Origin of the sequence: Nocardia sp. NPDC088792 (genome assembly GCF_044750615.1) — a bacterium.
Lineage (GTDB): Bacteria > Actinomycetota > Actinomycetes > Mycobacteriales > Mycobacteriaceae > Nocardia.
In genome coordinates this window covers 78,710-92,720 of sequence record NZ_JBIVKC010000009.1, presented here as the reverse complement: position 1 = coordinate 92,720, position 14,011 = coordinate 78,710, and the positions used below count along the sequence as shown (strand labels likewise).

At 67.6% G+C, this 14,011-nt stretch carries 9 protein-coding genes; 6 read left to right on the top strand and 3 right to left on the bottom strand.

Translation table 11 applies throughout. The features are described 5' to 3' along the window. Positions 1-48 precede the first annotated feature (48 nt). Both ACIP5Y_RS45300 and ACIP5Y_RS45295 read left to right on the top strand, forming a co-directional pair. The gene (locus ACIP5Y_RS45300; protein ID WP_400360281.1) at positions 49-687 is read left to right on the top strand and encodes a type 1 glutamine amidotransferase family protein; all 639 of its coding nucleotides are present in this window, start codon (positions 49-51) and stop codon (positions 685-687) included. Next, entirely contained in the window at positions 684-1,130 is a 447-nt protein-coding gene (locus tag ACIP5Y_RS45295; protein WP_400359948.1) for a MarR family winged helix-turn-helix transcriptional regulator, read from the top strand. The genes ACIP5Y_RS45300 and ACIP5Y_RS45295 overlap by 4 nt, the downstream gene beginning before the upstream one ends. Before the next feature lies 1 nt (position 1,131). Here ACIP5Y_RS45295 and ACIP5Y_RS45290 read toward each other — a convergent pair whose 3' ends face one another. Beyond that, a complete protein-coding gene (locus tag ACIP5Y_RS45290; protein WP_400360280.1) occupies positions 1,132-1,890 on the bottom strand; it encodes an HAD-IIA family hydrolase in 759 nt (252 codons plus the stop codon). Positions 1,891-2,056: 166 nt separating this feature from the next. On the opposite strand from ACIP5Y_RS45290, the gene fgd reads away from it, so the two are divergent. Beyond that, positions 2,057-3,067 carry a glucose-6-phosphate dehydrogenase (coenzyme-F420) gene (gene fgd / locus ACIP5Y_RS45285; RefSeq protein WP_400359946.1) on the top strand — a complete coding sequence of 337 codons (1,011 nt, stop codon included), beginning with the start codon at positions 2,057-2,059 and terminating at the stop codon, positions 3,065-3,067. 59 nt (positions 3,068-3,126) lie between these two features. Here fgd and ACIP5Y_RS45280 read toward each other — a convergent pair whose 3' ends face one another. Next, positions 3,127-5,025 carry an ABC transporter ATP-binding protein/permease gene (locus tag ACIP5Y_RS45280; protein ID WP_400359945.1) on the bottom strand — a complete coding sequence of 633 codons (1,899 nt, stop codon included), beginning with the start codon at positions 5,023-5,025 and terminating at the stop codon, positions 3,127-3,129. Positions 5,026-5,168: 143 nt separating this feature from the next. On the opposite strand from ACIP5Y_RS45280, the gene pta reads away from it, so the two are divergent. Both pta and ACIP5Y_RS45270 read left to right on the top strand, forming a co-directional pair. After that, a complete protein-coding gene (gene pta / locus ACIP5Y_RS45275) occupies positions 5,169-7,244 on the top strand; it encodes a phosphate acetyltransferase (protein WP_400359943.1) in 2,076 nt (691 codons plus the stop codon). Next, a complete protein-coding gene (locus ACIP5Y_RS45270) occupies positions 7,244-8,440 on the top strand; it encodes an acetate kinase (RefSeq protein ID WP_400359941.1) in 1,197 nt (398 codons plus the stop codon). Before pta ends, ACIP5Y_RS45270 begins: the two co-directional genes overlap by 1 nt. Positions 8,441-8,779: 339 nt before the next feature. Here ACIP5Y_RS45270 and ACIP5Y_RS45265 read toward each other — a convergent pair whose 3' ends face one another. Further along, on the bottom strand, positions 8,780-12,358 hold the full coding sequence (locus tag ACIP5Y_RS45265; protein ID WP_400359939.1) for an AfsR/SARP family transcriptional regulator: 3,579 nt from the start codon (positions 12,356-12,358) through the stop codon (positions 8,780-8,782). A gap of 103 nt (positions 12,359-12,461) precedes the next feature. On the opposite strand from ACIP5Y_RS45265, the gene ACIP5Y_RS45260 reads away from it, so the two are divergent. After that, positions 12,462-13,994, top strand: coding sequence for an FAD-dependent oxidoreductase (locus ACIP5Y_RS45260; protein WP_400359937.1), 1,533 nt, complete (start codon positions 12,462-12,464; stop codon positions 13,992-13,994). Positions 13,995-14,011: the final 17 nt, after the last annotated feature.

Here is a 14,011-nt window from a genome sequence, read left to right as displayed (position 1 = left end):
CCCGAAGTATTGACAGTATGCTGTCAAATATGACAGCATACTGTCATGATGAAAACAGTGCATTTGGCCGTATACGACACGTTTTCCGATTGGGAGCCCGGATTCGCCACTGCGCACATCAATCGCCCGCTGTGGCATCGCGAACCCGGAACCTGGCAGGTCAAGACGGTCGGGCCGACGCTCGAACCGGTCACCTCGATGGGCGGGCTGCGGATCACGCCCGATGTCGCGCTCGCGGACCTGAAGCCGGCGGACAGCGCCATGCTGATCCTCCCCGGCGCGGCGAACTGGGAGTCGGGCGCGCTCGCCGACTTCGGCGAGAAAGCGCGCGAATTCCTCACCGCGGACGTACCGGTCGCCGGCATCTGCGGCTCGACCTTCGGACTCGCGGCGGCGGGCCTGCTCGATGATCGCCCGCATACCAGCAATGACATCGGCTACCTGTCCATGAGCGGGTACGCGGGCACCGACCACTTCGTGCAGGATCGGACCGCGGTCATCGACGGCGACCTGATCACCGCAACCGGTACGCGCCCGGTGGATTTCGCGCGCGCGATCTTCACCCGGCTCGGCATCTACGAACCGCACGTCCTCGACGCCTGGTACCAGCTGTACGGAAACAATGACGCCGCAGGCTTTTACACCCTGTTCCAGTACGAACAGGAACGCGCGGCGGCCGCGCAATGACCCGCTCCGAACAGGAACTGTTCAGCACGGCGGCGATCACGTCGTTCAAGCTGAACGGCCAATTCCTCGCCATAGCCGAGGAATTGGCCAGACCCGCCGGTATCACCGCCGCCTGGTGGCAGGTGCTCGGCGCGGTACAGCGCGAACCCCTGCCGGTGGCGGGCGTCGCGCGCGAGATGGGCATCACCCGGCAGAGTGTGCAGCGCATCGCGGATCTACTGGTGGCCAAGGGTCTTGCCGAGTACCGGCCCAATCCGGCGCATCGCCGCGCCAAGCTGGTGGCCATCACCGAGGCGGGCTATGACGCCGTGCGCGGCATCGGCCCGCAGCACGCCAAGATGGCGGCGCGTCTCACCGACGAATTGGGTGTCGAGCGGTTCACGCAGATAGTCGATGCGCTGACCGATCTTTCGGCCGCCCTGGATGTGTTCGAATCCGAGTGATCTACTGCGCGAACGGATCCTCGGTCTTGCCGACCAGCGCGGCGACCGACGGCAGGATGGTGGTCGGGCGGTACGGGAACTGCTCGACCAGCGCCGGCGTGGAGATACCGGTGGTCACCAGGATGGTGCGCATACCGGCCTCCAGCCCCGCGATGACATCGGTGTCCATGCGATCGCCGATCATGACACTGGACTGCGAATGCGCGCCGATGCGCCGCAGCGCGGACCGCATCATCAGTGGATTCGGCTTGCCCACGTAATACGGCTTCTTGCCGGTGGCCTGGGTGATCAGTGCCGCGACGGAACCGGTCGCGGGCAGAATGCCCTCACGCGACGGCCCCGTGGCGTCCGGGTTGGTGGCGATGAAGCGCGCGCCCGCCGCGATCAGCCGGATGGCGGTGGTGATGGCTTCGAATGAGTACGTACGGGTTTCGCCCAGCACCACATAGTCGGGCTCGGAATCGGTGAGTACGTAACCGATTTCGTGCAGTGCGGTGGTGAGCCCGGATTCGCCGACCACGTAGGCGGTGCCGTTGGGCCGCTGGTCCTGCAGGAAGGTCGCGGTGGCGAGCGCGGAGGTCCAGATGGCGTCGACGGGAATGTCGAGGCCGGTGTGCTTCAAACGCGCGGAGAGGTCGCGCGCGGTATAGATGGAGTTGTTGGTGAGGACCAGGAAGGGAATCTCGTTGTCGCGCAGTTCCGCGAGGAATTTGTCGGCCCCGGGCACCATGTGGTTCTCGTGCACCAGGACGCCGTCCATATCGGTGAGGTAGGACAGAATCGGCTCTTCACTGGAGATCGTCACCAGCACATTGTCCGCTATCCGCGGGTGACCCGCCTCATAGGATCACCCGAAGGGGACTAACCTTCCGTTTCGGGAGGTTGGGCCCACAGACGAGCGCAGTCAAGCGACAGGAGTTGCGCAGGTGAAGGACCTCAAGCTCGGTTACAAGGCCTCGGCGGAGCAGTTCGGCCCCCGGGAACTGGTGGAACTGGCGGTGGCGGCCGAGGAACACGGCCTCGACAGCGCCACGGTCTCGGATCACTTCCAGCCGTGGCGGCACAATGGCGGGCACGCCCCCTTCTCGCTGGCCTTCCTGGCCGCGGTGGGGGAGCGCACGCAGCGGATCCAGCTCGGCACGTCGGTGCTGACGCCGACCTTCCGGTACAACCCGGCCGTGGTGGCGCAGGCGTTCGCCACCCTGGGTTGCCTGTACCCGGATCGCATCATGCTCGGTGTGGGTTCCGGTGAGGCGCTGAACGAGATCGCCACCGGTTACACGGGTGAATGGCCGGAGTTCAAGGAGCGTTTCGCGCGGCTGCGCGAGTCGGTGGATCTCATGCGGGCGCTGTGGACCGGCGAGCGGGTCGACTTCGACGGCGAGTACTACAAGACCGTCGGCGCCTCGATCTACGACGTGCCCAAGGGCGGCATCCCCGTCTACATCGCGGCGGGTGGCCCGCTGGTCGCGCGCTACGCGGGCCGGGCCGGTGACGGTTTCATCTGCACCTCCGGCAAGGGCATGGACCTCTACACCGAGAAGCTCATGCCAGCGGTGGCGGAGGGTGCGGCCAAGGTGGGCCGCACCGTCGAGGACATCGACCGGATGATCGAGATCAAGATCTCCTACGACACCGATCCCGCACTGGCGCTGGAGAACACGCGTTTCTGGGCGCCGCTGTCGCTGACCGCGGAGCAGAAGCACTCCATCACCGACCCGATCGAGATGGAGGCCGCCGCCGACGCGCTGCCGATCGAGCAGATCGCCAAGCGCTGGATCGTGGCCTCCGACCCGGACGAGACCGTCGAGCTGATCAAGCCCTACCTGGACGCGGGCCTGAACCACCTGGTCTTCCACGCTCCCGGGCACGACCAGCGCCGTTTCCTGGACCTGTTCGAGCGCGATCTCGCGCCGCGGCTGCGCGCGCTGGCATAAGCCGCTCAGCCGACCGCGCGCACCGGCTCGACGTCGGTGCGCGCGGTCCTGCGGGCCTTCTAGACCGGCACGGGGTCGAGGGCCGACAGGTTCCAGTCCCCGCCACCGGTGATCTCGAGCCGCTGATTGTGGTGCCGATCCACCGTGCTGCGATGCGCGACGCTGACCAGCACGGTGTTCGGCGCCTCGGTCCGCACCAGGTTGTAGAGCATGTACTCGAGACCCTCGTCGACGGCCGAGGTCGCCTCGTCGAGGAAGGCGAGTTTGGGCTGCAGCAACAGGATTCGCGCGAAACCGATGCGCTGCTGCTCACCGGGTGACAGCGTCGAACCCCAGTTGTCGTCCTCGTCCAGCCGATCCACCAGGTGCGCGAGGTTGACCTTGACCAGGATCTCGCGCAGGGTCGCATCGTTGACGGCGTCGGGCGCGGCCGGATAGGTGATGGCTTCGCGCAGGTTGCCGAGCGGCAGGTAGGGCCGCTGGGACAGGAACAGGGTGTCGTTCCCCAGCGGTCGCCGCACGGATCCGTCTGTGTAGGGCCACAATTCGCCGATACTGCGCAGCAGGGTGGTCTTGCCGACGCCCGAATCGCCCTTCACGACCAGCGCGTCTCCGGGGCCCAGCCGCAGCGTCAGATCGCCGATCAGCAGCGTGCCGTCCGGCTTGCTGACATTCACGGCCTGCAACTCGAGCCCCTCGAGCAGCTCGCCGGTGCCGATGGTCGGCAACTCCCGGGCCTTTTCATCGGCTTCTTGCAAACCGTCGAGTCGGACCAGGGTCGCGCGGACATAGGTGAATGCATCATAGGAGTTCTGTGGCATCGATACCGCGGCCTGCAGGCTGCTGAAGGCGTTGGCGGCCTGTTGAAGATTGCCGAGTGTAGTGGTGCCGTTGAGTACCTGAGGGCCCATGATCACACCGACGAAGACGCCCGACACCGACGAGGTCAGCTGGTTCCAGCCGTAGAACTTGACCAGCCGGTAGACGCGCCGCCAGGTGTTCTCGATGACGGCGTCGAACCGGTTGTCCAGGCCACCCCGCTCTTCGCGCTCACCGTGGTAAAAGGCGACGTTCTCGGCATTTTCGCGCAGTCGGACCAGCCCGAAACGGTAGTTGGCGGTGCGTTGCTGGAACAAGAAATTCAGTCGGACCAGGGGACGACCGACCCAGAAGGCAACAACGGTGAAGAGCAAGGTGAGGATGAACACCAAGAAGACCAGAGCCCGTGGGATGTGCTGGCCGAAGATGTCCAGCGGCAGGGACAGCTTCCAGAGGATCGGGGTAAACGACACCACTGTCAGTCCACTGCCGATGACGCCGCCGCCGCTGACTCCGTACGGGCCGACATTGCCGCCGAACGACAGTGCGAAGATGCCGTTCACGAAGTCCTGTACGTCCTGCTGGATACGCTGGTCGGCGTTGTCGATAGTCCTGTCGATGAACCGGTTTCGGTAGTACGCCTTGCCTGTCATCCAGTCGTCGAGATAGCGCGTGTTCAGCCACTTCCACCAGTGGATCTGGAAGGCGTTGTTCAACCAGTACGTAACCATGTACATGACCACAGAGATGGTGGCGAGCACACTCCACACGATGATGCTGTGCCAGAAGAGGGTTTTCGCCTGGGTCATGTTCGCCGCATCGTGGTCGGCCAGCGCTTGCACGCCCAGCTGCAGCGAGGAATACATATCGTTGTAGTAGTAAGTGAACAGCACGCTGATGCGTACGGAGTACACGGCGAGCAGGGTCACGATGGCCAGCAGGCCCCAGCCTGGCAAGCTCTGGCGGCCCTTGAAATACCCGCCGGTGATCCGCCAGAACATGCGGCCCCATCCGGTGAATCTGACTAAGGCCGCCGCGACCACCAGGAAGATGGCTGATGTGATCACGAAGCCTTTCGCGATCCACCAAAGGCTGTGGAAGAGCTCGTGACCCCAATCGAGTCCGGAAGCGCCGATCATGCGCGGCAGCGTAACGGCAGTTCCTGGGAATCGCGGGTCAACTGAACTTCCGACATGTAGTCGGAGTCGCCGCAGCTGTTGTGAGCCCGTAACCAAAACGGGTGGTCGATTAACCGGCATGTCCTGTCGGTACGCTCTCAACCATGGCTGCCACCGCGGTTTCCAGCGTGTACATCGCGTCCCCTGAGGGCGACACCGGTAAGTCCACGGTCGCTCTCGGAGTCCTGCAGGCACTGGCCGCCACGACTCCGCGGGTCGGCGTGTTCCGGCCGATCACCCGGTCCGCGATCGAACGGGACTACATCGTCGAACTGCTGCTGGAGCATTCCACCGCCGACGTCGACTACGAGCAGTCGATCGGGGTGAATTACGAGGCGGTGCATGCCGATCCCGACTCCGCCATCAGCGAGATAGTCATGCGCTATCACGACATGGCGAAGGTGTGCGACGCCGTGCTCATCCTGGGCAGCGACTACACCGATGTCGCCAGCCCGAGCGAGCTGCGCTTCAACGCCCGCATCGCGGTGAACCTGGGTGCGCCGGTCCTGCTGGTCGTCCGCGGCGCGGGCCGGTCACCCAATGAGCTGGCCCAGGTGGTCGACCTGTGCGCGAACGAGCTGAAATCCGAGCACGCGAAACTGGTTGCCGTCATCGCGAACCGCTGCGAACCGGCCCTGCTCGACGAGGACGCCGCCGCGTTGAAGGTCGGCGGCGTGCCGTCCTGGGCGCTACCCGAGGTGCCCCTGCTCACCGCCCCCACCATGGATGAGCTCTGTCAGTCCATCCATGGCCAGATCTACAGCGGCGACCCGGAACTCATGCAGCGCGAGGCCCTGGAGGTCATTGTCGGCAGCATGACCATCGAGCACATTCTGGAGCGGCTCGCCGAAGGCATGGCCGTCATCACCCCCGGCGACCGCTCCGATGTGCTGCTCGCACTGGTGAATGCGCATGAGGCCGCGGGCTTTCCGTCGCTGGCGGGCATCATCATGAACGGCGGTATGCGCCCGGAGCCGGCCATCGAACGGCTGATGGCGGGTCTGAAGCCGAAGCTGCCGATCGTCGCTACCAATCTGGGCACCTTCGAGACGGCCAAGGCGGTGTCGCAGACCCGTGGCCGGGTGCGGCTGTCCAGTATCCGCAAGGTGGATACCGCGCTCGCTCTCATGGAGGAGCGGGTGGACGCGCGGGAACTGTTGCGGCAGATCGAGGTTCCCATCCCGAACATCGTCACCCCGCAGATGTTCGAATACCAGCTCATCGAACGCGCCCGCGGCGACCGCAAGCGCATCGTGCTGCCGGAAGGCGACGACGACCGCATCCTGCGCGCCGCCGGCCGCGTCCTGCAGCGCAAGATCGCCGATCTGACCATCCTGGGCGACGAGGCCGCGGTGCGCGGCCGCGCCGCCGAACTCGGCGTGAACATCGACTCCGCCGAGGTGCTCGATCCGCTGACCTGCCCGCTGCGGGACGAGTTCGCCGAGGAGTACACGCGGCTGCGCGCCCACAAGGGCATGACGGTGGACCGGGCCCGCGAATTCATGAGCGACATCTCGTATTTCGGCACCATGATGGTGCATATGGGCGTCGCCGACGGCATGGTGTCGGGTGCGGCGCACACCACCGCGCACACCATCCGGCCGTCCTTCGAGATCATCAAGACGCAGCCGGGCGTATCCACCGTGTCGAGCGTGTTCCTGATGTGTCTCGCGGATCGGGTGCTGGCCTACGGCGACTGCGCGGTGGTGCCGGATCCGACCTCGGATCAGCTGGCCGATATCGCCATCTCCTCGGCCCGCACCGCGAGCCAGTTCGGCATCGACCCGCGGGTGGCCATGCTCTCCTACTCGACCGGTGAATCCGGGTCGGGCGCGGATGTGGAGAAGGTCCGCACCGCCACCAAACTGGTGCACGATCGCGCGCCGGAACTGCTGGTGGAGGGCCCGATCCAATACGACGCGGCCATCGAACCCACGGTCGCCAAGACCAAACTGCCGAATTCGGTGGTGGCCGGGCAGGCGACGGTGTTCATCTTCCCGGACCTGAATACCGGCAACAACACCTACAAGGCCGTGCAGCGCAGCGCGGGCGCCGTGGCCATCGGCCCGGTGCTGCAGGGCCTGCGCAAGCCGGTCAACGACCTGTCGCGCGGCGCACTGGTCGCCGACATCGTGAACACCGTGGCGATCACCGCCATTCAGGCGCAGCAGGAGGCGTGATGAAGGTTCTGGTCATCAATTCCGGATCCTCGTCCATCAAATATCAACTGCTGGACCCGGAGTCGGGTGCGGTGGCGGCTTCGGGCATCGTGCAGCGCATCGGGGAACCGGTCGCGGACGGTGCGCCGACCGTCGAACACAAGAGTGACGGAAAGACTTTCGAGCACGACGGCGAGATCGCGGATCACGCCGCGGGCCTGCGCGTGGTGTTCGACCTGTTCCGTGCGTCCGGGCACGATCTGGCGCACGAGCAGCTGGCCGCCGTCGGGCATCGGGTGGTGCACGGCGGTGAGGTGTTCTACGAGCCGACCCTGATCGACGACCGCGTCGTGCGGGCCATCTCGGACCTGTCCGCGCTTGCGCCGCTGCACAATCCGGCCAATGTGGTGGGCATCGAGAGCGCGCGGGCGCTGCTGCCGGAGGTGCCGCAGGTCGCGGTGTTCGACACCGCCTTCTTCCACCGGCTCCCCGCGGCCGCCAAGACCTACGCCATCGACGCGAAGATCGCTGCCGCACACGGGGTCCGCAAGTACGGCTTCCACGGCACCTCGCACGACTACGTCTCCGGTCAGGTCGCGAAGTTCCTGGGCCGCGACCGGTCCGAGCTGAACCAGATCGTCCTGCACCTCGGCAACGGCGCCTCCGCGTCCGCCATCCGCGGCGGGCAGGCGGTGGACACCACCATGGGCCTGACCCCGCTCGAAGGCCTGGTCATGGGCACCCGCTCCGGAGACCTGGACCCCGGCATCATCTTCCACCTCATCCGCACCGCCGAGATGAACGTCGACGATGTGGACGACCTGCTCAACCGGCAATCCGGCCTCAAGGGGCTGTCCGGCGTCAACGACTTCCGCGAACTGGATACCCTCCGCGAAACCGGCGATGCCGCAGCCCAACTGGCCTTCGACGTCTACATCCACCGCCTGCGCCGCTATATCGGCGCCTATCTGATCGAACTGGGCCACGTGGACGCCATCACCTTCACCGCCGGCGTCGGCGAGAACGACGCCGCGGTTCGCGCCGCCGCCCTGGCCGGCCTGGAAAACTTCGGCATCCAGGTGGACGCGGCCCGCAACACCGGGAAAGACCGCTCCGCCCGCTACATCTCCCCGGCCGGCGCCCCGGTGGCCGCCCTGGTGGTCCCCACCAACGAAGAACTCGCCATCGCCCGCGCGGCCGCCGACCTGGTCGCCTGAACCGCTGCCGTGCGCCGGGCGCTGGTGATAGATTCGAATGCGCTATAACAGGGCTGGTTTCAACCCTGCTGGTGTCGAGAACGTAAGACCTGAACGTTCGCTGAGCGGTCAGGTGGTTTGAGCCAGGAATCTCTGTCATGCCAGGCGGAGAGGACTCAAGAAAACATCACGATCCCTTCATAGTTCATCTGGCACTGTTGTCCGTGGACCGGGGTTGTATCCGGTCCACCGGAACCGTGTCGCATACGCACACTGCGGTCAGGGACTGAAACCATTCCCTCGCCGGTCCCGTGCCTACGACTGCCCTCGCAGGTGACCGCAGGTGCGGCACGGGATCGGTCAAGGACGCCGGAGTTCCGCCGGATCGGCCCGTGTGATAGCCGCCGGGGCGTCCAGCCGCCAGCCGATGTCGTAGGCCGCGTCGAAGCGTTTGGTGCCGAGCGCGGCCCGGCCGCGGCCACTCAGTGCGCGGATCTGCGGGTCGGTGTGGTCGTGGGCGCCGCGGAGGCGGGCCGCCGCGCCGAGCAGCACGGCCACGTCGTCGAACCGCTCGTACAGAGCGGCGAGGCCCGCGACGGTCACCGCCACCGTCGCCACGATCGGCAGATCCCTGCTCTCGACCGCTGCCGCGTATGCCCGGCTCAGCGCCTCCGCTGCTCCCGGTCCGTCACCGAGCGCGAGATACAGCTCGCCACGCACCGCACCGACCAGCGCCCGGCCGTGATTGCCGCCGAAGGCGAGCAGCCCGGCCTCGGCTGCCTCGACCCGCGCGCTCGCCCGGTCCGGGTCTCCGGCCCGCAGCCACAGCCCGGCCTCGCGGGCATCCAGGAAAACCGCCATCTCCGTTGCCGCCGAACGCAATATGCGCTCACGGATCGCGGCGATCATCTCGATCGCGCGCGTGGTTTCGCCGAGCCGCGCGTGCAGATCGATCCAGCGCAGGTCGATGAAGATCTCGTCGCTGAGGCTGAGCGACCCGAACTCGCGGGCCAGCCGGTTGGCCTCCTCCAGGTCGGCCATCGCGCCTTCGAGATCGCCGTCGTACTGCCGCAATTGCGCGCGCAGCGGCAGCGCCGAGGCCAGCCCCCAACGGTCGCCCGCCTGGTCGAAGCACTCCAGTGCGGCCGTCACATCGCCGCGGACCTGCTCGAGATGTCCTGCGTTCTCGGCGAATTCGGCCCGGAACATGCGAGCCAGCCCCGCCAGCCACCCATCCGGCCCATCGACCAGTCGCTGAACGATCAGCTGCGACGCCTCGGAATCCTCCAGCGAAGCCAGCCGGATCGCGGTCAGTGCTCCACCCAGCCCGGGCAACTCCGGATAGCCCGACAGCCGATCCGCGAGGCTCCGCAACTCCTCCTGCCGCGCCATGAACGCGTCATTGATCAGCATGCTCGGCGTCGCAATGCTGCTGAACACCAACAACCCCTCGGCAATATCGCGCTCGACGCTCGTCCGCTCGACCGGCACCGCAACCGCCTCACCGAGCCAGAACGCCGCGTCCCCATGCCGCCCGAGCATCTGCCAATACCAGGTCAGATTCACCGCGAGCGCCACAGCGCCCTCGGAGTCACCGATATCGCAGAGATGCCGGAGACCGGCAAGCACATTGTCGTACTCGGCGCGCAGCACGTGGAGTGCGCCGAGCTGCTCGGGGCCGCGCAGCATCGGGTCACAGCGGGCAACCAGCTCACCGGACCAGTGCGCGGCCAGACCCCGCACCCCCGGCAGAAGATCCTGCGCCGCAAGCTGTTCCAGCCCGTACTCCCGGATCGTCTCCAGCATCCGATACCTGCCGCTCTCCGGCGCAAGCTGCAACAGCGACCGATCCACCAGTCCCGCAAGCAGTTCCGGCAGCTCCCCGGCGGGCACCCCGGTACCGGCACATACCGCGATGGCCGAGCCCGGCGTGACCCCACCGGGCAGCACCGAAACCCGCTCGGCAACTGTCCGTGCATCCGCCTCCAGCAGATCCCAGCTCCACGCGATGACCGCCCGCAACGTCCGATGCCGCGGGGCGGAGGTCCGGCGCCCGCTGCCCAGCAACCGGAACCGATCGGACAGCCCGGCAGCCAGATCGCCCAGCGCGAGTGTCCGCAGCCGCGCGGCGGCGAGTTCCAGCGCGAGCGGCATGCCATCCAGCCCGCGCACAATGCGCACCACCGCGCCGAGATTCCGCTCGCCGACCTCGAACCCGGGCCGCACCGCCGCCGCCCGCTCGCTGAACAGCCGCACGGACGCCGTCCGCCGGGCCTCCTCGACATCCGTGTCCGCCTCGGGCAGCGTGAGCGGCCCGAGCGGCACCAGGCTCTCACCATCGACCGCGAGCGGTTCCCTGCTCGTGGCCAGCACCCGCACCCCCGCACACCGAGTCAACAGCCCCGAAAGCAGCTGGGCCACAGCATCGATGAGATGCTCGCAGTTGTCCACCACAAGCAACATCTCTCGCGCGCCCAACTGTTCGATCAGAACTTCCAACTCGCCGACCGAATCGCCGCGCGACCCGGCCGGCGAACCCGCGAGCTCCGAACCGCCGCACTCGGCCGAGACCTCAGGAAGCACTGAGTTGTGCACTCCTGCTGAGGCTCCGGGGGACGACGGGTCGCGCGGTCCGGCTGAAGTTCCGGGCAGTGCTGGGCCGCCCAGCAGGGGCGGGGTGCCTGGCAGTTCTGATTCGCGCGGCTCCGCGGACGCTTCGGGCAGCGTCGAGCCGTGTGGCCCGGAGTTCATGAGTACGCCGCGTCGCGTGGCCGGGGATTCGAAGAGGGCCGAGCCGCGCAGGCCGATCGCGGCCAGCAGGGTGGCGCCGATTTCGGCCGGTTCGGTGACGGAAGCGAGGTCGATCATCCATGTGCCGTCGGGATATTCGTGCCGATGGCGGTGGGCTGCCTCAAGGGCGAGGCGCGTTTTGCCTGCGCCGCCGGGACCGACCACGGTGATCAGGCGGCCGGCGGTGAGCAGCGTGTCGATGCGGTCGAGGTCCTGGTCACGGCCGATGAAACTGGTCAGCGGCGCGGGCAGGTTGCCCGGCGCAGGTAGGTCGCCCGACCCGGTTCGCGTCTTGCCGGCGGGCGCGCACACCGCATCGGTGGGATGCCGCGCGGCTTGTCCGCCGGACGGGCGCGGAGGCTCGTCGACGGCATTTCCATTGCCGGACATCACCTGTCGGTCGGCGCGTAGGAGGCGGAGGTGGCGTTGGCGGAGGGCGGCGCCCGGGTCGGCTCCGAGGGTGTCGGCCAGGGTTTCGCGGACGCGCTCGTACCAGGTGAGGGCTTCGGCCTCGCGGCCCTGGGCGGCGAGTGCGTCCATGAGAAGGGCGGCGGCCCGCTCGTTCGCGGGGTGTTCGGTGAGCAGGGCGGTCAGGCGGGTGGCGGCCGAATCGGCATGGCCGAGTGCCAGTTCGGCTTCGGCCAGATCGGTGACGGCCTCGATCGAGGCGTGGGCCAGGCGGGTCGCGGCGGCGGGCGCTACGGCGGCGACGATCGTGGGTTCGGTGCCGGGACGGTCGGCCCACAGCGTCAGGGCCTCGCCGAGCAGGGCTGCGGCGGCTTTCGGATCCCTCGCGCGGAGGTGGTCGCGGCCGGTGGTGGCGAGGTGCTCGAAGCGCAGGGTGTCCACGTCGGTGGCGTGCACGGCCAGGCGGTAGCCGCCGCCGAGTTGGGTGACGGCGTCGGCCGAGCCGAGGGTTCGGCGTAAGCGGGAGACGAGGGTCTGCAGGGCGTGTGCGGGGCCGGATGGTGGGTGCTCGGGCCAGATCGCATCGACCAGCGCGTCCTGCTCGACGGTGCGACCGCCGGCCAGCGCCAGCCGTACGACCAGTGCTTGCAGGCGGGTACCGGCGACCCGCAGGGCGGTGTCACCGCACGAGACCTGGAAGGCCCCGAGCAATGTGACGTGCAGCCGTGCAGTCCCGTCCATTCCTCGATCCTCGCGTATGAGCGCCGTGTGTGCGTGGTGTGAGCGGCTCGCTCCAGTCTTGGTGGGCCTGGAGACATCAGGCCACTTCGGAAGGGGAATTCTCATGCATGACGTAGTGATAGTGGGCGCCGGCCCGGTCGGTCTGATGCTGGCCTGCGAGCTCGGTCTCGCGGGCTGCTCGGTCCTGGTCCTGGAGCGGGAGCCCGACCCGCACACCCCGTGGCGAGCGGTGCCGCTCGGGTTGCGGGGCCTGTCCGCCACTTCGGTCGAGGCGTTCGACCGCCGTGGCCTGCTGCCCGCGCTGCTGACCGCCTCGGGCATGGACGCTCCCGCCGCGTACTCCGAGGAGGACGAGCTCGCTCCGCCTTATGCCGTAGGGCATTTCGGCGGCATGATGCTCGATTCGGCCGATGTCGACGTGGCCGCCCTGCCGTACCGGATTCCCGGCCCTGCACCGGAATTCGTGATGACGAGCCTCGCAGCGGTCGAGTCGGTGCTGTCCGAACAGGCCGGGAGGCTGGGCGTGGAGATCAGGCGCGGTGCAGCGGTCTCGGCCATCGCGCAGGATGCGGAGAGCGTGGTCGTGCACGCCGGCGAGCACGCCTACCCGGCGCGCTGGGTGGTCGGCTGCGATGGCGGGCACAGCGCGGTGCGCGGCCTTGCGGGCTTCGAATTCGTCGGCACCGAGCCACAATTCACCGGGTATGTCATGCTCGTCGACGTCCCGGATCTCGAAAGTCTGCGTCCCGGATTCAATCCCACGCCGACGGGCCTCTACCTTCGGCTGCCCGCGGACGGGCACCTCGGCATGATGGATTTCGACGGCGGCGCGTTCGATCGTTCGCAGGAGCCGACGCGCGAGCATCTGCAAGAGGTACTGCGTCGCGTCTCCGGCACCGAGGTGACGCTGACCGATGTCCGTCTCGCCTCGAGTTTCACCGATCGCGCGATGCAGACGACGACCTACCGCCGGGGCCGCGTCCTGCTGGCGGGCGATGCCGCGCACATCCATTCACCCCTCGGCGGGCAGGGCCTGCACACCGGTATCGGTGACGCCGTGAACCTGGGCTGGAAGCTCGCGGCGACCGTGCGCGGGTACGCACCGGAGGGACTGCTCGACACGTACACGAGCGAGCGTCACCCGGTCGCCGCCTGGGTCCTGGACTGGACGCGCGCGCAGGCGGTGGTCATGCGGCCGTCCCCGTACGCGCAGGCGACCCAGGGAGTGGTTCGCGACCTGCTCGGAACCCGTGACGGAACCACCGATGTATTCGGCAAGCTGTCGGGCTGGTCGATCCGCTACGACCTCGGCAGCGATCACCCACTGGTAGGCCGCAATGCCCCGGATCTTCGCCTGGCGGACGGCACTCGCGTGGGCGAGCTGCTGCGGGACGGTCGCGGCCTCGTGCTCGACTTCAGCGCCGACGGCAGCCTGCGCGATGCGACGGCAGGCTGGGAGGGCCGGATCCGGTATGTAACCGGTACTGCGAGAAACGATCTCGGGTTGGCCGCCGTGCTCGTCCGGCCCGACGGCACGGTCGCCTGGGCGGCCGACGGCGGCCCCGATCGTGAGGCGTTCGAGCAGGTCGCCGGCCGATGGTTCGGCAGCCCGGTCCTGGTGAATCACACACGGTGACAAGAGAATCCGGTGCG